The organism is Labedella endophytica, from assembly GCF_003990045.1.
In the GTDB taxonomy this organism is placed as follows: domain Bacteria; phylum Actinomycetota; class Actinomycetes; order Actinomycetales; family Microbacteriaceae; genus Labedella; species Labedella endophytica.
This window is the reverse complement of record NZ_RZGZ01000001.1, coordinates 390,345-413,594: the sequence shown is the minus strand read 5'-3', so window position 1 is coordinate 413,594 and position 23,250 is coordinate 390,345. Positions and strand designations below refer to the sequence as shown.

Below are 23,250 nucleotides of genomic sequence, written 5' to 3'. Positions count from 1 at the left end.
ACCCCCCTAAAAACTTCCTATGTGTTTGAAAATTCGAGCACATAGGAAGTTTTTTGTGGGGTGAGGGGGACGGGTCAGAGGGTGTAGTCGATGGAGGCGCGGCCGGAGACGACGCTGCGCACGAAGGCCGCGGCCTCCTGGTGTGCCGGGTGCTTCTGGTAGCGGTCGAGCGCGTCGAGGTCGGCGTAGTCGGCCACCAGGACGACGTCCGAGTTCTGCTCAGGGTAGGCGACGTTGGACGAGACCGTGAGACTCTGGATCTCCTCGATCACGCCGACGAGCGCGCCGAGACGTTCGGCGATCTCGGAGGTGTGCTGCGCACGCGTGGCCGCATCTTCGGCCGCGAGCGTCCACATGACGATGTGACGGATGGTCATCGGTCCTCCAGGGGGGTCGTCGACAGGATGGCGTTCGTGAGGCGGTCGGCGTCGACCCGCCAGTAGCAGTGCTGCCGCCCGTTCACGAGGACCACCGGGATCATCTCCCAGTAGCGCTCGCGCAACGACTCGTCGTCGGTGATCGACAGCTCCTCGAGCGTCGTATCCGCGGTTTCGCCGCGGCCGCGTAGATCGGTGAGGACGCCGTCGACGACGGCGCGCGCATCGTCGCACAGGTGGCAGTCGGGCTTGCCGATGAGGGTGATCGCGACGGTCATCCGTCCAGCCTAACGAGCGGCGCGGCCGGTGCCGGCGGAGCCGCCTGCGTCGGTCCCCGCGTCGGCGCCGCCGGCACCACGGTCCGCACCGGCATGGTCGCCGTCGCGGAGCACGAAGACGCTCCGACCCGCGATCATGCCGAGCTCCATGTCGCCGCCACCGCCCGACTCGTCACGCGCGAGGACGAGGATCCCGGCCACATCGATCCGCTTCCGCACCGTGATGCGCGCGTCGAGGCGGAGCCCGTGCTCCGCGAGGTACCGCAGCAGCGCCGGGTCCTCGTCCGAGATTCGCGCGACCGTACCGCTCTCCCCCACCGACAAGTCGTCGAGCACGATCGCCTCCGATACCTCGACGCGGCCGTCGCGCCGCGGGATGAGGTCCCCGTGCGGGTCGCGCACGGGGTGACCGAGATCGCGGTCGATCCGATCGATGAAGGTCTCGCTCGCGGCGTGCTCCAGGTGTTCGGCCTCGTCGTGGACCTCGTCCCACGCGTAGCCGAGGCGTTCCACGAGGTAGGTCTCGAGGAGACGGTGCCGTCGCACCATCTGGACGGCGGCGGCCCGGCCGTCCGCCGTGAGGGTGATAGCGCCGTACCGTTCGTGCTCGACGAGACCGTCGGAGACGAGCTTGCGCAGGTTGCCGGAGACCGTGGAGGTCGCGACGCCGAGCCGGGCCGCGATGTCCCCGGCGGTGGCCCGCCCGTCGCTCCACTCCTCGCACTTCCAGATGGCGCTCACGTAGTCCTGCGCCATCCGCGTCAGCCGGTCGAGATCCACGGGGCGATTCTACGGCGAGACCGCGGTTCGACCCGCGGCACGGCGACGCGACCGCCGACGGATGGCGGCGACGAGCACGCCGTGCCGCGGACTCGCGAGGAACACCATGGCGAAGACCCCGCCCTGGGCGAGCACGACCATGCCGCCGGGCGCCACATCGAGGAAGTAGCTCGCGTAGATGCCGACCACCGCCGACACCGCCGCGATCGACGGTGCGATCACGAGCATCGACGTGAATCGGTCGGTGAGCAGGTAGGCGGTGGCCCCGGGGATGATGAGCATCGCCACGACGAGGATCACGCCCACCGTCTGGAGCGCGACGACCGAGGTGAGGGCGAGGACACCGAGGAGGACGGCCCCGAGCACCCGCGGCGAGAGACCGATGGCGTGGGCGTGGGTGGGGTCGAACGCGAAGAGCGTGAGGTCGCGCCGCTTCACGAGGAGCACGGCGGCCGCGACCCCGCCGAGGAGCACGATCTGGAGGAGGTCTCCCGTGCCGATCCCGAGCACGTTGCCGAAGACGATGTGACTGAGGTCCGTCTGGCTCGGCGTGACCGAGACGAGGACGAGGCCGAGGGAGAACAGGGTCGTGAAGACGATCCCGATGGCCGCGTCCTCCTTCACGCGGCTCGTGTCGCGCACCACGCCGATGAGGGCCACGGCGAGGAATCCGAACACGAGGGCCCCCACGGCGAACGGCGCCCCGACGATGTAGGCGAGTACGACGCCCGGCAGCACCGCGTGCGAGACCGCATCTCCCATGAGGGACCAGCCGATGAGCACGAGCCAGCAGCTGAGCAGCGCGCACACCACCGCGGCGACGACGGTCGCGAGGAGCGCCCGCACCATGAAGTCGAACTGCAGCGGCTCGAGGAGGAGGCCGAGGAGGCCTGTGGGATCAGTCATCGCGGTCCCCCTCGGCGAGCACGTCGAGCCCGAACGCCGCAGCGAGCCGCTCCGGGCGGAGGACGTCGAGCGGGTCTCCGTGGGCGAGCACGCGGCGCAGGAGCAGCACGGCCTCGTCGCAGAGCGCGGGCAGTGCGCGGAGGTCGTGGGTGGAGACGACGACCGTCCGACCGTCGTCGGCGAGCTCGCGGAGCAACCGGCTGATCGTGGCCTCCGAGCGCTTGTCGACCCCCGCGAACGGTTCGTCGAGCAGCAGGATGTCCGCGCCCTGGGCGATGCCGCGTGCCACGAACGCGCGCTTGCGCTGGCCACCGGAGAGGCTGCCGATCTGCCTCCGGGCGAGGTCCGTGAGCTCAACGCGCTCGAGCGCCTCGGCCACCGCCGCGTGATCGGCCGGACGGGGTCGCCTCGTGAATCCCATCCGACCGTACCGCCCCATCATGACCACGTCCGCGACACTCACCGGGAACGCGCCGTCGATATCCTCGTTCTGCGGCACGTAACCCACGAGCCCTCGCTTGCGCGCGGCGGTCGGGGTGAGCGCGGCGGTCGGGGTGAGCGCGGCGGTCGGGGTGAGCGCGCCGACGGACACGGTGCCCTCGTCCGGGGTGACGAGACCCATGACCGTCTTGACGAGCGTGGACTTCCCCGATCCGTTCATACCGACGAGACCGCAGATACGGCCGGGCGCGATCGCGAGGTCGACGCCGTCGAGCGCCACGACGTCGCCGTACCGCACCGTCACGCCGCGGAGATCGAGCGCCGTCGAGCCGGCCGTCCGCGCCCGCTCCGTGTGCGTCGTCACGAGCCCTCCCCCTTACCGGAGAGGCCCGCGACGATCGTGCGTACGTCGTGGCGGAGCAGGTCGAGGTAGGTCGGGACGGGGCCGTCCGGCAGCGACAGCGAGTCGACGTAGAGCACTCCGCCGAAGGCGGCCCCCGTCGCGCCCACGACCTGCCGCATCGCGGAGTCGGAGACCGTCGATTCGCAGAAGACGGCCGCGACGTCGTTGTCCTCGACCACACGGATCGCGTCCGCGATCTGGCTCGGCGTCGACTGCTGCTCGGCATTGACCGGCCAGAGGTACGCCTCGGTGAGACCGCCGTCGCGCGCCAGGTAGGAGAAGGCGCCCTCGCACGTGACGAGCACACGCTGCTCGGGTGGTAGGGCGTCGAGACCGGACTCGAGCTCGTCCTGGACCTCGTCGAGCCGCGCGTTGTACGCGTCACCGTTGGCCCGGTAGTCCGCGGCGTGTGCGGGATCCAGGTCCGTGAACGCCGCCACCATGGCGTCGACGTAGTGCTGGGCCTCGAGCGGCGACATCCAGGCGTGAGGATTCGGTCGTCCGGCGCCCGCGTGGGAGGCGATCGGGATGGGGTCGACGTCGTGTGAGACCACGACGTGGGGCGCGTCGAGCTCGCCGACGAACCGCTCGAACCACGCCTCGAGGCCGAGGCCGTTGTCGAGGATCAGGTCGGCGTTCGCCGCGACCCGCACGTCCCCCGGAGTCGGCTCGTAGCCGTGGATCTCCGCGCCGACCTTGGTGATCGACTCCACGCGGAGATGATCACCCGCGACGTTCGAGGCGATGTCGGCGAGCACCGTGAACGTGGTGACGACGACCGGCCGGTCGTCCTCCTCGGCGAGCGCCGTGCACCCGGAGAGCAGCAGGACCGACGCGAGCGCACCCCCGAGCGCAGCGGACACGGCACGACGAACGGGCCACGTCCGCCACAGCGTCGGGCGCGTCCAACGGCCGGTCGGCGGGGCGGGACGAGCGGGGTGCATGCCGTCAGCCTAGATGTTCGGTCCACCGATCAGCAATGTTCGGGTACCCGAACTTATCGCGATGCCGAGTGCGCACGCCAAAAAACGCCAGGCCGTTCGGCCTGACGCTCGTTCGACGCGCGCGCTTCTACTTCTTGTTGCGGCGCTGGTGGCGAGTCTTACGAAGGAGCTTGCGGTGCTTCTTCTTCGCCATACGCTTGCGGCGCTTCTTGATAACAGAACCCACGGATACCTCACTGAAGATCGGGAAGGGTCGCGAGGACCGCGACCGGGAAAATACCTCAGAACAGTCTAGCCGATGCGGCGACCGACCGCGGACCGACCGCGACGACGGCCGTGTCCCCCAAACATCCGACTACCAACCCTCCGCTTAGCGCGCCATGATCGGGACCGAGGGATCGGGGGATCGCCGTGGATGACGACAGCGACGACTGGTGGGTGCTCGGGGCGGATCATGGGCGCTCACGGCTTCACGTGCAGAGCGCGTGGAGCGGGCGGACCGGACCGGCCGACTTCCGATTGCCGGACGGCCGTGACGAGGATGATCTCGTGTCGAGCGGCGAATTCTCGACCGCTCCCTTCGCCCTGTGGTTCGAGCCGCTCCTCGGGGGCGTGCTCATGGGCGACATGATCGCGGCGGGCGGTGCCGGCTACAAGATCGTGTCGGAGCGCCTCCTCCTCGCGTTCGACGAACTCGACGTCGTCGGCTTCCTCTCCGCCCCGGCCGACCTCCGGACGCGCACCGGCCACACCATCGGGGGCTACCACCTCATCCACGCACTGCCCCCGTCCACCGGCCACGAAGTGCGTCCGTTCCTCGGAGACCTTCCCCACGTCTGGCTCTTCGAAGTGAGCACTCGCGTGCACGACGGGCTCGTCCGACGCGGGATCGACGATCTCCAGAGCAGGCGGGCACGCGTCGCTCACGAGAGCGCGCGACAACTCGTCAGCGATCCTGCGGCGCTCGACGCGCTCTGACGGCAGCGCCGACGCGGACGGGTCAGGCGGAGTTCTCGTCGCGGTCGACGACCGCCCCGGTCACCGGATTGTTGAGCACCGCGAGGACGGCGGACTCCGGGACGCGGAACGACCGGCCGAAGCGGATGGCGGGCAGCTCGCCCGAGTGCACGTGGCCGTAGACGGTCATCTTGGAGACGCGCATCATGTCGGCGACCTCGGCAACGGTGAGGAAGCGCGCGTCGGACAGCTCGTTACTCATGAGCGCCTTCCGTCTGGTTCGATCCGCCGACGGCGGGGACCGGAGCCCCTGCGACAGGAGCGACCGATGTGAACGATGATCACTTTAGTGATCGGGGCCCCGGAGCGCCATGCTCCCGAACGTGGGGCGTCCCCCGGGGGTGTCGGGGACGCCGCTGTCAGGGACGCAGCTTCTTGCCCACCGCCTGGACGGCGGTCGTGACGCGATGCGTCGTGTCGGCGAGCGAGTGACCGATCGCGTCGGCCATGTGCCGGGCCTGGTCGGGAAGGCTCGCGACCATACGACGCGCCTCCTCGGCCGGGTCGAAATCGGCGCTCAGGAACGGGATGAGCCAGTCCTCGACGGATTCGAGCGGCGTGTAGTCGAGGCTGTAGAAGCGATGCTGGCCCTCTTCCCTCACGCTCACGAGGCCGGCCTCCCGCAGCACCTTCAAGTGCTTCGACACGGTGGGCTGGCTGAGGCCCAGTTGCGACACGATCTCCGAGACGCTCGTCCCCGCTTGCGCACCCTCGATCCCCGGCTCGAACCCGTCGAGCAGCACCTGGAGGATGTCGCGACGCGTAGGGTCAGCGATCACGGTGAAGATGTCGGCCATGGCACCAGGCTAGTGAGTCCGCGGACGGAGTACCATGACATTCGCTTCGCTCGGCTCGGAGTCGAATCCCACTCACCGGGGGTACCCATGGCACTGAAGGGCGATCTGCGTCGGTCCCCGATCGCGCACCGCTCCTCCTGGGCGCGCATCCGCGACCGCGTGAACGACTTCACGGGCAGTTCCCCGTCGCGCTTCGCGATCCTCGTCTTCACGTTCCTGATCCTCGTCTTCACGCTCCTGTTCAGCCTGCCAGCGGCGACCGTGACCGGGGAGCGGGCCGATCTCGCCGACGCGTTCTTCACGGCCGTCTCGGTGATCTGCGTCACGGGCCTCGCGACCGTCGACATGGCCTCCCACTGGTCGTTGCTCGGCCACGTGTTCGTCTACGTGGGTGTGCAGATCGGAGCGGTGGGCGTCCTGACGCTCGCCTCGATCCTCGGACTCGCGATCTCCCGCAAGCTCGGCCTCCGCGCGAAGCTCATAGCAGCGAGCGACTCCAACCCCATGCGCGCCCACCACGGACCGGTGTCGGAGAGTCAGGCCGTACGACTCGGCGAGGTCGGCAACCTGCTCGTCACCGTGGCGCTCAGCCTCGTCGTGATCGAGATCGGGCTCGCGGCCCTGCTCTTCCCGCGCATGCTCATCGACGGCATCCCCCTCTGGGACGCGATCTGGAACAGCTTCTACTACTCAGCGATGGCGTTCACGAACACCGGGTTCACACCCAACGCCGACGGCCTCGCGCGGTTCGAGAACGACTACTGGTTCCTCTCGATCCTCATGATCGGCGTCTTCCTCGGAGCCGTGGGTTTCCCCGTGATCTACGCGCTCCAGAAGCAGCTCCTCCGCCCGCGGCTCTGGTCGCTGCACGTGAAGCTCACCGTCGTGACGACCCTCCTCCTGCTCGTCCTCGGTGCGGCCGCGTTCATCATCTTGGAATTCGACAATCCGAAGACGTTCGGCACCCTGAACGCGCCGGACACGGTCTTCCAATCGCTCTTCCTCTCGATGATGACGAGATCCGGCGGCTTCGCGACGATCGAGATCCCGGATCTCAACGGCTCGAGCCTGCTCGTCGCCGACATGCTGATGTTCATCGGCGGCGGTTCGGCCTCCACCGGCGGCGGCATCAAGGTGACGACGATCGCCGTGCTGTTCCTCGCGGCCGTCGCCGAGGCGAAGGGCAACCCCGACATGGAGGCGTTCGGGCGGCGCATCCCCGGGGACGTCTCCCGCGTGGCCGTGAGTGTCGTGCTCTGGGGAGCGACGATCGTCGCCCTCTCCACGGTCACCCTCCTCCACATCACCAAGGCTCCCCTCGACCACGTCCTGTTCGACGTGATCTCGGCGTTCGGGACCGTGGGCCTGTCCACCGGCCTCACGGCGGACCTGCCCGAGGAGGGCAAGGTCGTCCTCGCGATGACGATGCTCCTCGGGCGCGTTGGTACAGTGACACTCGCCGCAGCAGTCGCGGCCAGTCAGACGTCGAAGCTGTTCCGACGCCCCGAGGAGAGGCCGATCGTTGGTTGACACCCCGATGGCCCGTGACGCAGCATCACCAGAAGCAGTGGAAGCAAGCCGGACGGTGGAACTGTCCGGACGCCCCGAGGAGAGGCCGATCGTTGGTTGACCGCATCAAGCACGACGCCCCCGTCCTCGTGATCGGACTCGGGCGCTTCGGCGCGGCGTGCGCCGGCGAACTCGATCGACTCGACCGCGAGGTCCTCGCGATCGACGAGGACATGGGCCTCGTCCAGAAGTGGTCGGAGCGCATCACCCACACCGTCCAGGCCGACGCACGCAACATCGAGGCGCTCAAGCAGATCGGCGCGCAGGAGTTCTCTATCGCGGTCGTCGCCGTGGGCTCGTCCATCGAGGCGAGCGTGCTCATCACCGCGAACCTCGTCGACCTCAAGGTGCCCCAGATCTGGGCGAAGGCCGTCTCGCAGTCGCACGGCAAGATCCTCGCCCGCGTCGGCGCGAACCACGTCATCTACCCCGAGGCCGAGGCCGGCGAGCGCGTCGCCCACCTCGTGAGCGGCCGGATGCTCGACTTCATCCAGTTCGACGACGACTTCGTGCTCGTCAAGATGTACCCGCCGAAGCCGATCCGCGGACTCAACCTCACGGAGAGCGGCGTACGCACGAAGCACCGCATCACGGTGGTCGGCGTGAAGAGCCCCGGAAAGCCCTTCACCTACGCGACCGCCGAGACCGTCGTGTCGAACCACGACCTCATCATCGTCTCCGGCACATCGGCCGACATCGAGCGCTTCGCCGCCCTCGACTCCTGACCCTCCCCACACTCACCCCCTGAAAATCCCGTGGGTGCTTGAGTTTTCGAGCACCCACGGGATTTCTAGGAGGGAGAGGTCAGGACGGGGCGGGGGCGGCGAGTTCGCGCGCCCGGGCGAGGGCCGCGTCCGTCGCTTCCGTGAAGGTGCGTTCGAAGCCGGCCGCCTCGAGGACCGCGACGGCGCGCTCGGTCGTCCCCTTCGGGCTCGTCACCTGGATGCGCAGTTCCTCGGCGGTCTTGTCGCTCGATGCGAGCAGCTCCGCGGCGCCGAGGAAGGTCTGGGACACCATCAGGTCGGCCTCCTCCGGAGTGAACCCCTTGCCGATCGCCGCGCGCGTGAACTCCTCGACGAGGTAGAAGACGTAGGCCGGGCCGGAGCCCGAGATCGTGCTGAGGGCGTCGAGCTTCGACTCGGGCACCTCGAGCACCTCGCCGACGGTCTCGAAGACCGAGCGCACGACCGCGAGGTCCTCGTCGCTCGAGCGGGTGCCGGCGGAGACGCCCGTCAGGCCGCGACCGACGATGGAGGGCGTGTTCGGCATGGACCGGATGACCGAGACATGAGCGGGCAGGATCGCCTCGAACGTCGCGACGGTGACCCCGGCGGCGACGCTCACCACGATCGTGCCGGGGGCGAGCGCGTCGGCGATCTCGTGCAGCAGGTCCGGCACCATCGCGGGCTTGACCGCGACGAGGACGACGGCCGCGCCGTCGACCGCCTCCCGGTTGGCCTCCGGCCGGTCCTCGAGCGCGAGCGAGGTCACACCCGGGAGCTCGGCGAGCGGCGCCGCCTTCTCCCTCGACCGGTTCGTCACCGTGATACCGCCGTCGACGTCGACCTCCGGCCGGACGAGTCCCGAGAGGATGGCACCCCCCATCGAACCGGAGCCGAGGATCGCGATACGGGGAAGTGACGTCGAGAGGGGCATTGATCCATCCTAGAGACGCGAGGCCGCCCACCCCGGGCGGTCGCGACCCCGCGAGGCGCTATCGTGGCTCGGTGGCGGCGAGCGCCGCCTCATCGACGGGGAGACGACACGAAACGATGGCGATCACGATCGGGCGCGGGACGCGCGTTCTCTTCACGGGTGACAGCATCACGGACACCGGGCGCCGGGACGGCGTGGGCGACGGGCTCGGCGACGGCTATGTGCGGCGAATCGCCGATGCGCCGCGCTTCCAGGGCGTCGAGGTCGTCAACACGGGCATCGGCGGCGATCGGGCCGCGGATCTGCTCGCGCGCTTCTCCGAGGACGTCCTGGCGCACCGGCCAGACGTCCTCTCCGTCCTCCTCGGGATCAACGACACCTGGCGCCGTTACGACGCCGACGACGAGACGGGGGTCGAGGAGTTCGCCGACCGCTACCGCTCGATGCTCGCGGCCTCTCGTGACGCGGGCATCGCCCTCGTCCTGATCGAACCCTTCCTCCTGCCCGTGCTGCGCGCACAGAAGACGTGGCGCGAGGATCTCGATCCGAAGATCGCGGCCGTGCGCACCCTCGCCGCAGAGTTCGACGCCGTCCTCGTGCCCGCCGACACCGAGCTCTCGCGCCTCGCCGTCGAGCGCGGGGCTGCTGCGCTCACGGCGGACGGGGTCCACCCCACGCCGGAGGGCCACGATGCGCTCGCCGCCCTCTGGCTGCACACCGTGACGGGCCACGACTCCGAGGCGGCCCGCTCGTGACCGGGACGCGGCTCGCCATCGACGGCGGTCAGACGGGCACTCGGCTCCGGATGACGGATGCCGCGGGGACCGTAGTGGTGGAGCACGAGGCGCCGGGACTCCTGACCGATCGGCCGATCCTGCCACAGGTGGCCGCGTTCGCGACCGAGCTGAGCGAGACGTCCGGCCACTCCGTCGACGCCCTCGCGCTCGGGCTCTCCGGCCTCACCCCGGCGGCGTCCCGACCCGACGTCCTCCTCACCGCGGTCGCCCCGCTCGGCGTTCGTCGGGTGGCGCTCGCTCACGACTCGGTGAGCGGGTACCTCGCTGCGAACGGGACCGCGACGGGGGCGATGCTCGCCGTCGGCACCGGGGTCGTCATCCTCGCCGTCTCCGATACGGCCGTCGCGAAGGTCGACGGTTGGGGCTATCTCGTCGGTGACGTGGGCAGCGGCTTCTGGATCGGACGAGCGGGACTGGACGCCGCCATGCGCGCCTTCGACGGGCGAGCGGAGGCGACCGTGCTCGAAGCGGCGGCCCGCGAGCGCTTCGGCGCCCTCGACGAGCTCTACATGGTGATCCAGGGCGACGAGCGGCGGGTCTCCCTCGTGGCGTCGTTCGCGCGGACGGTCATCGAATCGGCCGCGGCCGGCGACGCCGTAGCGCTGCGGATCGTTCGCGGCGCGGCCGGGGAACTGGCCCACTCGGCAGCGACGGCCCTGCGCCGGACGGGCTGGGAGCCCGGTTCGCCGACGCGGGTCGGCGCCGTCGGGGCCCCGGTGACGCGATCGGACCTCATGCGGGGCGCACTCGCCGAGGCGCTCGCCCTCGAGGCCCCCGGGGCGCAGCTCTCCGATGCCCTCGGCGAACCGATCGACGGCGTCGCGGCGCTGCTCGACGTATCGCCGGGGCACCCGCTGGCGGCCTCGATCCTCGTCGCCGAGTCCTGATGCGCGCGCTCGCGATCCGCCATTTCGAGGCGGGCGGGCTCGGGAACCTGGAGCCCGTGCTCCGGGAGCGGGGCTACGCGGTGACCCTCATCGACGCGAGCGAGGCGAGCGTGTCGACGGCCGCCCGCGAGCCGTGGGACCTCGTCGTGGTGCTCGGCTCGGAGGACGCCGTCTACGAGGAGCACGACTACATCGCTCCGGAGCTCGAGCTCGTGCGGGAGCGGCTCGACCACGGAGCTCCCATGCTCGGCATCTGCTTCGGCGCGCAGATCATGGCGGCGGCACTCGGTGGCTCCGTGCATCGGGGTGCTTCGGGCTCCGAGATCGGCTTCATCGCGGTAGAACCCTCCGAGGACGGCCTCTCGTCGCCCCTCCGGCACATCGCCGGTGTCCCCGTCTGCGAGTGGCACGGGGATACCTTCTCCCTCCCCGTCTCGTTGACCTCTCTCGCGAGCACCGAGCGGTACGGGAACCAGGCCTTCGCCCTCGGCCGTACGGCGTTCGCCGTGCAGTTCCACCCCGAGATCACCCGGGAGATGTTCGCGCGCTGGGTCGACGACGGACTCGACAGCCTCGCGAGCGAGGGGATCGACCCGGAGGAGCTCCGTGCGCAGGCGGAGCGGCACATCGGCGCCGCCTCCGAGGCGTCGCGCCGGATGTTCGGCGAGTTCCTCGACGGCCTCCAGCCGACCACCACCGCGGCAGCCGGGAACGAGCCGACCACGCGCTGACCCTCTCAAGTGGAGGTCGGCGCCTCGCCACGGAAGAAGTCGGTGAGCAGTCGCGAGCAGGATTCCTCCTCGACGCCCCCGATCACCTCGACACGGTGGTTCAATCGCCGCTCCCTGACGAGGTCGAAAGCGGACCCGGCCGCACCGGCCTTGTCGTCCCACGCGCCGAAGACGAGCCGATCGAGGCGCGCGGCCACGACGGCCCCCGCACACATGACGCACGGCTCGAGGGTCACGACGAGGGTGCAGCCGGCCAGTCGCCAGTCCCCGAGCGTCGACGCGGCCTCCCGGATGGCGAGCATCTCGGCGTGGGCCGTGGGATCGTGGTCGGCCTCCTTGCGGTTACGACCGCGACCGACGATGCGACCAGCCCCGTCGACGACGACGGCGCCGACCGGCACGTCGCCCGTGTCGAGCGCCGCCCGCGCCTCGGCGAGCGCCACGGCCATCGCGTCCCGGACCCTCTCGTCGATCGTCACGATGTGCATCCTTTCGAGACGGGGCGAACCGGTAGGTTAGAGCCTATGCGAGTGCATGTTGCCGACCACCCCCTCATCACCCACAAGCTCACCGTGCTGCGGGACGAGCGGACCCCGTCGCCGGTCTTCCGCGCACTCACCGAGGAGCTCGTCACGCTGCTCGCGTACGAGGCGACGCGGAACGTGCGCACGGAGACCGTCACGATCCAGACGCCCGTGACACGGACGGAGGGCCTCGAGATCAGCCGCCCCCGGCCCCTCGTGGTCCCGATCCTGCGCGCCGGCCTCGGCATGCTCGACGGCATGGTGAAGCTGCTGCCCACGGCCGAGGTCGGATTCCTCGGCATGGTGCGCAACGAGGAGACCCTCGAGCCCACCACGTACGCGGAGAGGCTCCCCGACGACCTGTCCGACCGGCAGTGCTTCGTCCTCGACCCGATGCTCGCGACCGGCGGCTCCCTCGGGGCGGCCATCGAGTTCCTCTTCGATCGCGGCGCCGTCGACGTGACGGCCATCTGCCTGCTCGCCGCCCCCGAGGGCATCGCGGCGCTCGAGAAGGCCACGGAGGGCCGCGACGTCACCATCGTGCTCGGCGCACTCGACGAACGCCTCGACGAGAACGGTTACATCGTGCCGGGACTCGGCGACGCGGGCGACCGCCTCTACGGCCTGGTGTAACCCGAGCACTCATGCTCCGCCGGGAACGGCCCGTCGGCTTCGGCCGTCGGGCCGTTCGCACGTCCTGCGGCTGCATCCGGGCACGGATACCTCGGATGCGGTGCCCGAAGGACCTTCACGAGCCAACCGAGCATCGCGACCGTCTCGCAGATTCCTCGCGGGATCGGATACTGATCGCATAATCTGCGCTAGGCGATCGTTTTTCGTCACCTTGTGCAATGAATTGACACACTGCGTCGGCCCTGTGAATAATCATCCACATGACTGACAACGCGTACGTCCTGAGCTCCTTCGAGCCTCACGGGACTGCCGGCATGATGATGGCCGGCCGCGTCGCCATCTGTTGTCGAATGTGCCGCTGATCCTGCGCCATTCGCCCACGTTCGGCCACACGCCGAACACCTGCGGATCCCGTTCCGGATCCACCGTCGGATGATCCGCCCCTTCGTGAGCGGCCCGACACCCCCGAGCCTGCCACGGCTCCCCCGAGCATCCCGATCGAATCGGCGACGTGCTCGAACCGACAGGTCGACGACCTTCCTCATCATCAAGGACACCCCATGACTCTCGCCCACATCGATTCCCACCCCTCCTACGAGCAGCAGCTCGATCGACAGCCCTCCGCCGAGACGGCCGGGCGTCGCCTGAGCGCCGTCCCGGACGGCGCAGAGGCCCGCGGCTTCGTCCTCTACGTCGGCGTCGACGAGGCCAAGGCGGCCGCGGCGGGCACCGACCTCGGCGCCCTCGTGCAGGCCCTCAAGGCCCTCGCCGCTGACCTCGTGCCCTCCTCCGAGACCTACGCCGCCGTCGCCCTGGCACCCGAGGGCGTCGGCGGTCGTGACGTGGACGTCGTCCGACTCGCCCTGCAGGAGCCCGCCGCGCTCGCTCGTCACCGGAGCGTCGACGACGAGGAGGCCGACGAGCTCGACCGCGCGCACTCCGGCGTCGTCATCGACATCTCCCGCAAGCGCGTCGTGCTCGACAACGAGATCGCCCAGCTCACCTACAAGGAGTTCGAGCTGCTCCAGTTCCTCGTGCTGCGCGAGGGCCGCACCGTGGGCCGCTCGGAGCTCATCGACTCGCTCTGGAGCGCGGCGGACGAGGACGGTGTCCCGAACGAGCGCACCATCGACGTGCACGTGAGGCGCCTGCGATCGAAGCTCGGCCGGTACGAGGACATCGTCCGCACCGTCCGCGGAGTCGGCTACCGCTTCGACCGTCACGCCGACGTGTCGATCCGGCACGCCTCGACCCCGTCGCCCGACCTCTTCTAGTCGACACGCCTCTTCCAGGCGACACGCCTCTTCCAGGCGACACGCCTCTCCGAGGACGACGTACGAGAAAGCGGCGGGGCCCCGGGGCCCCGCCGCTTTCTGGTGCTCGTTCCGTTATGACCCCTGCCGCGAACGGTGGTCAGTCACGGTGAGACGTCAGTCGTGGACCGACACCTCGGTGCCGACCTGCGCGAAGCGGTAGACGGCTTCCGCCGCGCTGATGGTGAGGTTGACGCAACCGTGGCTCATCATGGCGCCGGCACCGAAGTTGCTGTGCCAGTAGGTCCCGTGGAGACCCTGGTCGCCGTTGAAGTAGGTGACCCACGGCACGTTCTCCGTGCAGTAGTCGAAGCCGGGGACGCAGCCCATGTCCTGCTTGACGAGCTGGGCGTAGACGCGGAAGTTGCCGTTGTCCGTGGGCGTGCCGGGTTTGCCGATCGCCATCGAGTACGTCGCGACGAGCTTCTCGTTCTCGTACAGGCGCGTGAGTCCGTCGCTCTTGTCCACGTCGATGCGGCGGTAGAGCTCGATGCTCTTGGACTCCTGGACGGCGACGTCCAGGTCGTACACACCGTCTCCCGCGGCGAGCTGCTGCGCGAAGGCGTCGGCGACTCCGTCGATCGTGGCGAGCTGCCAGCCGTCCTGGCCCTTCTGGATGACACGGAGGCGCTTGCCGGCGGAGTCCGTGACGACGCGCTCGTCGACGGCGTCGCGATTGACCGACTCGGCGAGCGGGGCGACGACCGGGTCGATGGCCGCGCGATCGACCGTGACCGTGAAACCCGTGCCCTCCGGCTCGACCGTGAGCCAGGATGCGACCGTGGCGGGGTCGATGCCGACGGCCTTCTCACCGTCGATGTAGAAGCCGGCCTGGGCGATCATCGTGTTGAGCGACGTGGCCTGCGTCTCCGCGGTGGCTGTCGTGACGTCAGCCTCCACCTCGCGGGTCGTGGGCGTGACGGTGATGGCGTTCCCGCCGTCCGTGAGGGCGGCCGAGATGCTCGCGGCGAGGGAGGCGACGTCGACGCCGCGTCCAGCGGTGGCGGCGACCGCCGTGAAGGTCTTCGACGCCCCGTCGTAGGCGACGCCCGCGTCGACCGGCTCGGCGAACAGGTCGGGGACGGCGCTCTGGAGCGCCGCGACCGCGGTCTCCTCGTCGATCTGGACATCGAGCGGCAACGAACCGGTGTTCCAGCTGCCTACGTTCCAGAGGGGGTGGTCGTCGTGGGCCTGCTGAGCCACGGCCTCGGCATCCACGGACAGGCCGAGCTCCGCGCCGGTGAGCGTGGCGTCGCTCCCGTCGTCGACGACCGTGACCTCGAGGGCCGCGAGCGAGTCGGAGATCGACTGGGCGGCGAGGGCGCTCGTGCGCCAGCCCATGTCGGCGCCCGCGGCGCTCACGCCGGGCGCGACGAGGACGAGCGACGCGACCGTCGCTCCGACGGCGAGAACGCCTCCGGGGATCCCGAGCCAGAGGCCGAGACGCCGCTTCTTGCGTTCCGGCTCCGCCGGTGCCCATTCGAGCTTTTCTACCACCTGATGTCCCCTCGCGCACGCCGACGACCCACAGAGGCCGTCAATTTATGGTAAGCGGCCGGAGGGTGCCGCGTCACGCGTCCGCCTCACGAATCAGCCACGATTTCCGCTGATATACGGGCCGAGGCGCCCTGATGACCCCCGATCAGGGGACGCCGACCGACGAGTGGAGATGGTTCGTCCGGATCGCCGGTCGCGTCCGGGATCCGCAGGTCAGGCGGTCTCGCGGTGCTCGGCGTCCCCGTGCTGCGCGAGCGTCCAGACCCCGTAGCCCGCCATCGCACCCGCGAAGAGGAAGATGATGATGGCGTAGAACGGAGCGGCGGCGGCCTCCCCCAGGACGACGATCCCGAGGCCCACCGCGACGATCGGGTCGATGACCGTGAGTCCGGCGACGACGAGCGACGCCTTCCCGGACAGGTAGGCCTTCTGCACGAAGAAGACGCCGAGCGCGAGGGTCGCGACGAGAGCGACGATGCACACGATCGACAGCCAGCCGAAGTTCTCCGTGAGGACGCGGTTGATGACGACCTTCGCGAGGGTGACGACGAAGCCGTAGAGGACACCGGCCGCGACGATGTAGAACGGCGCGCGCAGCTTGGCGTGACGCCTCGCGTAGAGCACGACGGCCGTGGCGTAGACGACGACGAGCAGCCCGAGGATGATGAGCAGCTGCGGCTCGCGGATCGGCTCCTCGTGGGCGAAGATCGCCGCGGCCGTCACGAAGATCGCGATGCCGCCGACGCACAGGGCGATGGAGCGGATCTCGACCCGGTCGAGGCGGCGCTTCACCTCACGTGCGCCCAGGAGCGCGGTGATGACGAGGGCGATCGCCCCGAGGGGCTGGACGACGATGAGGGGGGCGAAGCCGAGGGCGGTCAGCTGGAGGATCACCGCGGACCCGAGCAGCAGCGTCCCGATGAGCCAGGACGGGCGCTTCAGCAGCAGCGGCAGCTCGCGGATTCCGAAACCCTCGCCGATGGTCGAGGCCTTGCCGACGCCCTTCGACTGGTAGTGGGTGCCGAGCGCGAGCAGGACGGCCGCGAGCAGGGCGATGGGGATTCCGATCGCCTGGTACGGCGTCACGGACGGAATCAGGTCGTCCTCGATCATGGGTTCCTCACGCGTCGGGTCACGGGACGATTCTACGAAGCGGCGACGGGAGGCGGCGCCGCTTTGGCGTCCTGACTGGGGAAGACGACCTTCTGGATGATGATGAGCGCCGACGCCGCGATGGGGATCGCCACGAGAGCGCCGAGCACACCGCCGAGCGCGCCGCCGCCGACGGCCGCGATCACGACGATCGCTCCGGGCACCGACACCGCCTTGCTCATGATGCGCGGGCTCAGGACGTACGCCTCGATCTGCATGTAGATGAGGTAGTAGATTCCGGCCGCGAGCGCCGTCTCGGGCGAGTTGAAGAAGCACAGCGCCGTGATGATGATCGACGCCGACAGCGTTCCGACGAGCGGGATGAGCGAACCGATGAAGGCGAGGAGAGCGAGGAGGGCCGGGAGCGGCGCCCCGATGATCGACAGGTAGATGAAGCTCAGCACGCCGTTCACGAGAGCGAGGCTCACCTGGCCCATGACATAGCGGCCGACGGCGCTCGTGACCTGGTCCGTCACGTCGGCGAACGACTCACGGCGGTAGGCGGGGATGAAGCGGTAGAGCGCACGCTTCATGGCGCGGAGCGAGCCGAGGAAGTAGAGCGTGAGGATCGTGACGATCGTGACCGCCGTGATTCCCGACGCGACGCCGGCACCGACGGCGACGATGCCGCCGCCGATCGACAGGAGGTTGCCCGGGTCCTGGACGAAGGTGAGGGCACTCGAGACGGCGTCCTGGAATCCGTCCCCGAACATGTCCTCGAGATTGTTGTACCAGGTGCTCGCGAGGATGTCGTCGACGTAGCCGGGCAGCTCGTCGATCAGGTTGGTCGTCTGCTTGACGAGAACCGGGATGATGGCGAAGAGAATCCCGGCGACGGCCAGGATCGCCCCGAGCACGACGATCGCGATCGCGGCGGGCCGCGGCAGCTTCCGTTCGATGAGGGACACGAGGGGATCGAGCCCGAGCGCGAGGAAGAGCGCGAGACCGACGTAGACGAGCACCGTGGACAGTTGCGTGACGATGCCCCCGATGACCACGGCGAGGAGGACCCCGAGGCCTCCGAGCAGGCCCATCTTGAACGCGTTGATGCGCACGATGGGCATGGGTCCATAACCGTCGGCCTTCACCGTGGTGACGTCGATGTGCGCCGAGTCGTGCGCATGCCCGAACGGGTTTCTCATGGGTCCATCCTCTCGATCGTCCCCATGATCCCCTACTCGCGGCCCCGTGGAGGGACATTGCGCCTGCGGCGCGGCTGCGGACCCTCGTCGGCGCGCGACAGGCGGATGCCCCGCGCCCTGATCGGACGCGGGGCATTCCCTGGCGGGGCTCTGCGCATCCGTCGAGGATCGCCTCGACGGATCGCCGATCAGCGGCGACGCGCCGACGCGCTGCGGCCCGCGACCTGGGTGTAGACGATGAGGGCGATGATCGCACCGATGATGGAGCCGATGATGCCGGCCGGCTGGAAGAACCCGTCAGCGGCGTCCTGTCCGAAGATCAGGAAGCCGAGGAATCCGCCGATGAAGGATCCGACGATCCCGAGGACGATGGTCATGAGGATGCTCATGTGCTGCTTGCCGGGGACCACGGCGCGTGCGATGAATCCGGCGATGAGGCCGATGACGATGATGCTGATGATGAGACCGAGCATGGTTGCTCCCTCGTGTAGACGCCGAGCGGCGTATGGGTCGAGCACCGTCTGGTGCGCGGATCGCCACAATTCGTGACAACACCTGACTTCATCACCCCTCGGGGTGTGGCGGCACACCCCTGGGGGTGTAAAACTCGAGTATGACCGCAGCTCCGGACGCGCGACCCATCACCGTCGCCCTCGTCGACGACTACGACGTCGTGCTGAAGGGACTGGCGCACCTGTTCGACGAATATCGGGATCGCGTCCTGGTGGCCGAGATCGACACGAATCGCGCGGTGAGCGATGCCGTCGACGTCGTTCTGTACGATTCCTTCGCCCAGCCGGAGTCCGATCACCACGAGATCGACGAGCTCATCGCCAACCCCCGGGCTCGGCGCGTCGTGATGTACACCTGGAACTTCCATCCGGAGCTCGTCGAGTCGGCACGTCAGAAGGGGGTGCACGGCTACCTCTCGAAGACCTTGACGGCGCCGCAACTGGTGGCCGCGATCGAGGCCGTCCACGCGGGTGAGCTCGTGTTCAGCGATCAGAGCCGTCGCGCGCCGAGCGCGCCCGGGCTCGATTGGCCGGGTCGCCTCCACGGCATCACCGATCGTGAATCCGAGATCCTCGCCCTCATCACGCAGGGCAAGAGCAATGCCGACGTCGCCGCCCTCACCTACCTCAGCCCCAACACGGTCAAGTCGTACATCCGGTCCGTCTATCGCAAGATCGGCGCGGCGAGCCGCACGCAAGCGGTGCTCTACGGGGTCCAGCACGGGTTCACTCCCGATACCCACCGCATCGATCACTGGATGGGCGGGCCCTGACCCGCGCGTGCCTCCTCTCGAGGGACGCAAGAGGGTCGTGTCACGGGGCGCTACGCCCGCTTCGGCCCCTCCGCACGGAAATAATCAAAGTGGGACTAGCGACCGTTATCTTTCCGTTATATATTCGGAGAGCGGAAGTTGTTTTGCTGTGGCGGCTCCCGCGAATGTGATTGCAGGACACTCTTGGTGCAAGGGGTAAACGGGCCGGTCGGAAGCCTCTCCGACCGGCCCTTTCTGCACCCGCGGCCGGGGCATCGGCCTCGACACGACATCGGTTCGTCGCCCGTGACGAGACGCGCACGCGAGCGATCCTCGCAAACCCTAGGCTTATGTCGAGGGAAGGGATCCACCATGGCTTCGACGTCGACGGCGGTCACCGCATGGGAATCGTTGTTCCGTGCACAGGTCGGGGTGATGCGCACGCTCGCGGCCGAGTTCCCGACGGATCTGCTGTCGCTCAATGAGTACGACGTGCTGTTCAACCTCTCGCGCCAGACCGACAAGCGCGCTCGCCTCCGCGACATCAACGACCTCGTCCTCCTGAGCCAGCCGAGCGTCTCGCGCCTCGTCGACAAGCTCATGAAGCGCGGCCTCGTGGAGAAGTGCCCCGACGCGAACGACGGTCGCGGCACGATCGTCGGCCTCACGGACGAGGGTTACGCGCTCTACCGGCAGGTCGCGCTGCTCCATGTGAAGGTCATCTCCCGCGTCATGGGCACCGGACTGGATGACGAGGAGCTGTCAACCCTCACGGCCCTCACGGACCGGATCGGACGGGGTCTCGACACCCCGTCCTAGGCTGACGGGATGGCCACTCCGTCCCTCGTCTGGTTCCGCGACGACCTCCGCGTCGGCGACAATCCCGCCCTCTCCGCCGCCATCCAGCGCGGCTGCCCGGTGGTCGCGCTCTACGTGCTCGACGAGGAATCCGACGAGGTCCGTCCTCTGGGCGGCGCGGCGAAATGGTGGCTGCACGGCAGTCTCGACTCCCTCGCCGCCGCGCTCTCCGACCTCGATGTGCAGCTCGTGCTGCGGAGGGGGCCGGCCGAGGCCGTCGTGACCGGGCTGGTCGAGGAGCTCGCAGCCGAGGCGGTCTTCTGGAACCGCCGCTACGGCGCCGAGCGCCACATCGACGAGCGCATCAAGTCCCAGCTCCGCGAGGCGGACATCGCCGCGACGAGCTTCGCCGGGTTCCTCCTCAACGAGCCCTGGGACATCCAGACGGGCGCGGGCACCGCCTATTCCGTCTACTCGCCGTTCTGGCGGGCGACGCTCGACCGGATCTCGCACCACCCGATCCCCGAGCCCCTCCCCGTGCCGGAGAGGGCCGGCACCCGCGCCGACGCCGTCGACGGCGACGCGCTCGCGGACTGGGGCCTGCTGCCCACGACCCCCGACTGGGCCACCGAGATCGCGGAACGATGGGTCCCCGGCGAGGAGGCGGCCCACGATCGCCTCGCCGAGTTCGCCGACGGCGAGCTGCAGGACTACCTGCGGTCGCGGAACCACCTCGACATCGACGAGACGTCCCGGTTGTCGTCGCGGCTGCGGTGGGGCGAGCTGTCGCCCCGGCAGGTGTGGCATGCGGTGAGCCCGGCGACCCACCGCACCGAGGCCGCCCGGTCGTTCCGCTCCGAGCTCGGGTGGCGCGACTTCGCGTGGCACTCGCTCTACGTGCGACCCGACCTGCACGTGAACAACTGGCGTCCCGACTTCGACCGTTTCCCGTGGCCGCCGCTCGACGAGGAGGCTCTCGAGGCCTGGAAGAGGGGTCGTACCGGCGTCCCCCTGGTGGACGCGGGTATGCGCGAGCTGTGGCGCACCGGCACGATGCACAACCGCGTGCGCATGGTCGTGGCCTCGTTCCTCACCAAGAACCTCCTCATCGACTGGCGGATCGGCGAGCAGTGGTTCTGGGACACGCTCGTGGACGCCGACGCCGCCAGCAACCCGTTCAACTGGCAGTGGGTGGCCGGGAGCGGAGCGGATGCCGCGCCGTACTTCCGTGTGTTCAACCCGGAACTGCAGCGGACGAAGTTCGACGGCAACGGCGGTTACGTGGGCCGGTGGGCACCGGACGCCGACTCCTTCGGCTACCCGGAACCCATCGTGGACCTCAAAGAGTCGCGCCGCCGCGCGCTCGACGCGTACCAGTCGATCCGCGGCTGAGCCGCTGCCCGAACACCCCGCGAGCACGGCCGGGAGCGCTGCCGCAACCCCCTGGTGGTCGACCGGCGGTCCTCTACGGTGGGGGACGATCGAAGCGCGATCCGCACTTCGACCACCCCAACGGGTTCCCCCCGAGAGGACATCACCATGAGTATCGGTTTCGGAATCTTCCTGTTCGTCGTCGGCGCGATCCTGACCTTCGCGCTCAACATCACGGTCGACTGGGTCAACCTCGACCTCGTCGGCTACATCCTGATGGGCGCCGGCGTCATCATCACGATCATCGGCATCGCTCTTCTCGCTCGCCGTCGCCGCAGCGTCACCACGGAGCGCACCGGCGTCGACCCCGTCGCCGGCGAGCGCGTGACGCGTCGCTCCACGGAGGCCGATCCGCTCCCCTGAGCGGCCCTCTCGAACGACGTCGCACCCTGAACGACCACCGCGGCACGACACGTGCCGCCGTCACCGACGCGGTCCTCTCGCCTTTCCAGGCGAGCGGACCGCGTCGTCGTCGTCTGAAGCGGCGGGCGAAGAAGATCAACGACAGCCCGGCGGTGTGGGGCGCCGCCCGCGTCGGTCTCGTCGCGAACGGGATCGTGCACGTCCTCGTCGGGGGGATCGCGATCGGGGCGGCCTTCGGCGCCGGTGACGGCGCCGGGCAGGCGGGCGTGCTCTCTGCGATCGCCGCGACGCCCGGCGGCTTCCTGGTGCTCTGGATCGCTGCGGCCGGCCTGTGGGGGCTCGCGCTCTTCCAGCTCACCGACGCCGCGTGGGTGAGCACCCGCGATCCGGCCAAGATCGCCTACCGGCGCACGAAGGCCGTGGGGAAGTCGCTCGGGTTCACCGGTATCGGGCTCCTGGCCGCGTTCATCGCGCTCGGCGGCCGCTCGGACGGGAACACGGCCGCCCGCATGTTCAGCGAGTGGGCGCTGCGCTCGCCCACGGGCGTCGCCCTGCTCGTGCTGGCCGCCGTGCTCATCGGCGCGCTCGGCGTGGGCTTCTGTCTGCGCGGGATCAACCGGACCTTCCGCGAGGACCTGTCCACCCCGCCTGGAGCCCTCGGTGCCGTGGTGACGGTCGTCGGCGTCGTGGGCCACATCGCCAAGGGCGTGTCGTTCCTCCTCGTCGGCGGGCTGCTCCTGTCGGCCGCCATCGTCGCGGACCCGCAGCGCGCCGGGGGGCTCGACGGCGCGCTCGCGGCGCTGCGCGACCGTCCGTACGGGCCAGTGCTCCTCATCGTGATCGCGATCGGCCTCATCGCCTTCGGCGTGTACCTGTGGGCCCGGGCGCGCTACCTCCGCCGCTGACGGACTCCCTCCGGCAGGACGGGCCGCGCGCAGGAGACATCACACTGCGTCGTCGGCGGACGGTGCCTGACGCCGCGCTGCGAAACCGGCCGGCGGATCGAGCGTTGCGAGGATGACCGCGCAAGCCTCTCCGAGCGCCCGGAGCTGAGCGGGCTCGAGCGCGTCGACGACGTGTCGCCGCACGGCCCCCACATGACCGGGAGCGGTGTCGACGACCTTCTCCCAGCCCTCGTCGGTCAGCCGCGCGTTCGTCGCGCGCTTGTCCGATGGACAGGGGAACCGCTCGATGTAGCCGCGTTGCTCGAGCCGTTTCACGACGTGCGACAGGCGCGGCAGGGTCGCGTTCGTGGCGCCGGCGAGCTCGGTCATCCGCAGCGTCCGCTCGGGAGCCTCGGAGAGCTGAGCGAGGAGGAAGTACTCGTAGTGGGAGAGACCGGCATCCGCTTGGAGCTGCGCGTCGAGCGCGCCGGGGAGGAGCTCGACCACGGCCACGACGGAGAGCCAGTCGTCGAGCTGCTCGGCCGAGAGCCAGTTCGATTCGGTCATCGTCGTCTCCTCCGCCTCGATCACCCGAGAGCCGAGCGATGGTTGACGCTTCAACTATACGGTGTACTCTTTAGTTGAAGCTTCAACTAATTGAGGCGG

At 69.3% G+C, this 23,250-nt stretch carries 29 protein-coding genes; 13 read left to right on the top strand and 16 right to left on the bottom strand.

The window, feature by feature from the left end:
* Positions 1–74: 74 nt before the first annotated feature.
* From ELQ94_RS02020 to ELQ94_RS01990, 7 genes are all read right to left on the bottom strand, one after another.
* The gene (locus tag ELQ94_RS02020; RefSeq protein WP_127046646.1) at positions 75–377 is read right to left on the bottom strand and encodes a Dabb family protein; all 303 of its coding nucleotides are present in this window, start codon (positions 375–377) and stop codon (positions 75–77) included.
* On the bottom strand, positions 374–655 hold the full coding sequence (locus tag ELQ94_RS02015; RefSeq protein WP_127046644.1) for a glutaredoxin family protein: 282 nt from the start codon (positions 653–655) through the stop codon (positions 374–376). Before ELQ94_RS02015 ends, ELQ94_RS02020 begins: the two co-directional genes overlap by 4 nt.
* 9 nt (positions 656–664) lie before the next feature.
* On the bottom strand, positions 665–1,435 hold the full coding sequence (locus ELQ94_RS02010) for a metal-dependent transcriptional regulator (RefSeq protein WP_279432473.1): 771 nt from the start codon (positions 1,433–1,435) through the stop codon (positions 665–667).
* Positions 1,436–1,444: 9 nt separating this feature from the next.
* Complete coding sequence (locus tag ELQ94_RS02005) at positions 1,445–2,341, bottom strand: metal ABC transporter permease (RefSeq protein WP_127046642.1); 897 nt, start codon at positions 2,339–2,341, stop codon at positions 1,445–1,447.
* Positions 2,334–3,146 (bottom strand): metal ABC transporter ATP-binding protein, encoded by an 813-nt coding sequence (locus tag ELQ94_RS02000; RefSeq protein WP_127046640.1) that lies wholly within the window; start codon positions 3,144–3,146, stop codon positions 2,334–2,336. Before ELQ94_RS02000 ends, ELQ94_RS02005 begins: the two co-directional genes overlap by 8 nt.
* On the bottom strand, positions 3,143–4,129 hold the full coding sequence (locus ELQ94_RS01995) for a metal ABC transporter substrate-binding protein (RefSeq protein WP_127046638.1): 987 nt from the start codon (positions 4,127–4,129) through the stop codon (positions 3,143–3,145). Before ELQ94_RS01995 ends, ELQ94_RS02000 begins: the two co-directional genes overlap by 4 nt.
* 127 nt (positions 4,130–4,256) lie before the next feature.
* A complete protein-coding gene (locus ELQ94_RS01990; protein WP_003792170.1) occupies positions 4,257–4,355 on the bottom strand; it encodes a 30S ribosomal protein bS22 in 99 nt (32 codons plus the stop codon).
* Between the two features lie 185 nt (positions 4,356–4,540).
* On the opposite strand from ELQ94_RS01990, the gene ELQ94_RS01985 reads away from it, so the two are divergent.
* Positions 4,541–5,107, top strand: a complete 567-nt coding sequence (locus ELQ94_RS01985; protein WP_127046636.1) for a hypothetical protein — start codon at positions 4,541–4,543, stop codon at positions 5,105–5,107.
* A gap of 22 nt (positions 5,108–5,129) precedes the next feature.
* Here the strand turns inward: ELQ94_RS01985 and ELQ94_RS01980 are convergent, their stop codons facing one another.
* Both ELQ94_RS01980 and ELQ94_RS01975 read right to left on the bottom strand, forming a co-directional pair.
* The gene (locus ELQ94_RS01980; RefSeq protein WP_127046634.1) at positions 5,130–5,348 is read right to left on the bottom strand and encodes a helix-turn-helix domain-containing protein; all 219 of its coding nucleotides are present in this window, start codon (positions 5,346–5,348) and stop codon (positions 5,130–5,132) included.
* A gap of 157 nt (positions 5,349–5,505) precedes the next feature.
* Positions 5,506–5,943 carry an ArsR/SmtB family transcription factor gene (locus ELQ94_RS01975; RefSeq protein WP_127046632.1) on the bottom strand — a complete coding sequence of 146 codons (438 nt, stop codon included), beginning with the start codon at positions 5,941–5,943 and terminating at the stop codon, positions 5,506–5,508.
* A gap of 87 nt (positions 5,944–6,030) precedes the next feature.
* Between ELQ94_RS01975 and ELQ94_RS01970 the strand changes: the two genes are divergently transcribed.
* Together ELQ94_RS01970 and ELQ94_RS01965 are read left to right on the top strand one after the other, a co-directional pair.
* A complete protein-coding gene (locus tag ELQ94_RS01970) occupies positions 6,031–7,473 on the top strand; it encodes a TrkH family potassium uptake protein (RefSeq protein WP_127046630.1) in 1,443 nt (480 codons plus the stop codon).
* 92 nt (positions 7,474–7,565) lie between these two features.
* Positions 7,566–8,237, top strand: coding sequence for a potassium channel family protein (locus tag ELQ94_RS01965; RefSeq protein ID WP_127046628.1), 672 nt, complete (start codon positions 7,566–7,568; stop codon positions 8,235–8,237).
* Between the two features lie 79 nt (positions 8,238–8,316).
* Here the strand turns inward: ELQ94_RS01965 and proC are convergent, their stop codons facing one another.
* Positions 8,317–9,168 (bottom strand): pyrroline-5-carboxylate reductase, encoded by an 852-nt coding sequence (proC, locus tag ELQ94_RS01960; RefSeq protein WP_127046626.1) that lies wholly within the window; start codon positions 9,166–9,168, stop codon positions 8,317–8,319.
* A gap of 116 nt (positions 9,169–9,284) precedes the next feature.
* On the opposite strand from proC, the gene ELQ94_RS01955 reads away from it, so the two are divergent.
* The 3 genes from ELQ94_RS01955 to ELQ94_RS01945 are packed head-to-tail and all read left to right on the top strand — an operon-like array spanning position 9,285 to position 11,583.
* The gene (locus ELQ94_RS01955) at positions 9,285–9,923 is read left to right on the top strand and encodes an SGNH/GDSL hydrolase family protein (protein WP_127046624.1); all 639 of its coding nucleotides are present in this window, start codon (positions 9,285–9,287) and stop codon (positions 9,921–9,923) included.
* A complete protein-coding gene (locus ELQ94_RS01950) occupies positions 9,920–10,852 on the top strand; it encodes an N-acetylglucosamine kinase (RefSeq protein WP_208007503.1) in 933 nt (310 codons plus the stop codon). Before ELQ94_RS01955 ends, ELQ94_RS01950 begins: the two co-directional genes overlap by 4 nt.
* Complete coding sequence (locus ELQ94_RS01945; protein WP_127046622.1) at positions 10,852–11,583, top strand: glutamine amidotransferase-related protein; 732 nt, start codon at positions 10,852–10,854, stop codon at positions 11,581–11,583. Before ELQ94_RS01950 ends, ELQ94_RS01945 begins: the two co-directional genes overlap by 1 nt.
* 5 nt (positions 11,584–11,588) lie before the next feature.
* Here the strand turns inward: ELQ94_RS01945 and tadA are convergent, their stop codons facing one another.
* Positions 11,589–12,071, bottom strand: a complete 483-nt coding sequence (gene tadA / locus ELQ94_RS01940; RefSeq protein WP_424976765.1) for a tRNA adenosine(34) deaminase TadA — start codon at positions 12,069–12,071, stop codon at positions 11,589–11,591.
* A 36-nt stretch (positions 12,072–12,107) separates the two neighbouring features.
* Between tadA and upp the strand changes: the two genes are divergently transcribed.
* Together upp and ELQ94_RS01930 are read left to right on the top strand one after the other, a co-directional pair.
* Positions 12,108–12,740, top strand: coding sequence for a uracil phosphoribosyltransferase (gene upp / locus ELQ94_RS01935; protein WP_127046620.1), 633 nt, complete (start codon positions 12,108–12,110; stop codon positions 12,738–12,740).
* 560 nt (positions 12,741–13,300) lie between these two features.
* Positions 13,301–14,014 carry a winged helix-turn-helix domain-containing protein gene (locus ELQ94_RS01930; protein WP_127046618.1) on the top strand — a complete coding sequence of 238 codons (714 nt, stop codon included), beginning with the start codon at positions 13,301–13,303 and terminating at the stop codon, positions 14,012–14,014.
* 156 nt (positions 14,015–14,170) lie between these two features.
* Here ELQ94_RS01930 and ELQ94_RS01925 read toward each other — a convergent pair whose 3' ends face one another.
* From ELQ94_RS01925 to ELQ94_RS01910, 4 genes are all read right to left on the bottom strand, one after another.
* A complete protein-coding gene (locus tag ELQ94_RS01925) occupies positions 14,171–15,550 on the bottom strand; it encodes a L,D-transpeptidase family protein (RefSeq protein ID WP_127046616.1) in 1,380 nt (459 codons plus the stop codon).
* A 213-nt stretch (positions 15,551–15,763) separates the two neighbouring features.
* Positions 15,764–16,663, bottom strand: a complete 900-nt coding sequence (locus ELQ94_RS01920) for a DMT family transporter (protein ID WP_127046614.1) — start codon at positions 16,661–16,663, stop codon at positions 15,764–15,766.
* Between the two features lie 32 nt (positions 16,664–16,695).
* Complete coding sequence (locus ELQ94_RS01915; protein WP_127046612.1) at positions 16,696–17,844, bottom strand: AI-2E family transporter; 1,149 nt, start codon at positions 17,842–17,844, stop codon at positions 16,696–16,698.
* Positions 17,845–18,032: 188 nt separating this feature from the next.
* Complete coding sequence (locus ELQ94_RS01910; RefSeq protein WP_127046610.1) at positions 18,033–18,317, bottom strand: GlsB/YeaQ/YmgE family stress response membrane protein; 285 nt, start codon at positions 18,315–18,317, stop codon at positions 18,033–18,035.
* Between the two features lie 140 nt (positions 18,318–18,457).
* Between ELQ94_RS01910 and ELQ94_RS01905 the strand changes: the two genes are divergently transcribed.
* From ELQ94_RS01905 to ELQ94_RS17205, 5 genes are all read left to right on the top strand, one after another.
* Complete coding sequence (locus ELQ94_RS01905; protein ID WP_127046608.1) at positions 18,458–19,129, top strand: response regulator transcription factor; 672 nt, start codon at positions 18,458–18,460, stop codon at positions 19,127–19,129.
* A 351-nt stretch (positions 19,130–19,480) separates the two neighbouring features.
* Positions 19,481–19,927 carry a MarR family winged helix-turn-helix transcriptional regulator gene (locus tag ELQ94_RS01900; protein ID WP_127046606.1) on the top strand — a complete coding sequence of 149 codons (447 nt, stop codon included), beginning with the start codon at positions 19,481–19,483 and terminating at the stop codon, positions 19,925–19,927.
* Between the two features lie 9 nt (positions 19,928–19,936).
* The gene (locus tag ELQ94_RS01895) at positions 19,937–21,298 is read left to right on the top strand and encodes a cryptochrome/photolyase family protein (protein WP_127046604.1); all 1,362 of its coding nucleotides are present in this window, start codon (positions 19,937–19,939) and stop codon (positions 21,296–21,298) included.
* Between the two features lie 147 nt (positions 21,299–21,445).
* Complete coding sequence (locus tag ELQ94_RS01890) at positions 21,446–21,700, top strand: DUF6458 family protein (protein WP_127046602.1); 255 nt, start codon at positions 21,446–21,448, stop codon at positions 21,698–21,700.
* Positions 21,701–21,852: 152 nt separating this feature from the next.
* The gene (locus tag ELQ94_RS17205; protein WP_166404626.1) at positions 21,853–22,605 is read left to right on the top strand and encodes a DUF1206 domain-containing protein; all 753 of its coding nucleotides are present in this window, start codon (positions 21,853–21,855) and stop codon (positions 22,603–22,605) included.
* Positions 22,606–22,644: 39 nt separating this feature from the next.
* Here the strand turns inward: ELQ94_RS17205 and ELQ94_RS01875 are convergent, their stop codons facing one another.
* Positions 22,645–23,151, bottom strand: a complete 507-nt coding sequence (locus ELQ94_RS01875) for a MarR family winged helix-turn-helix transcriptional regulator (protein ID WP_127046600.1) — start codon at positions 23,149–23,151, stop codon at positions 22,645–22,647.
* Between the last annotated feature and the right edge of the window lie 99 nt (positions 23,152–23,250).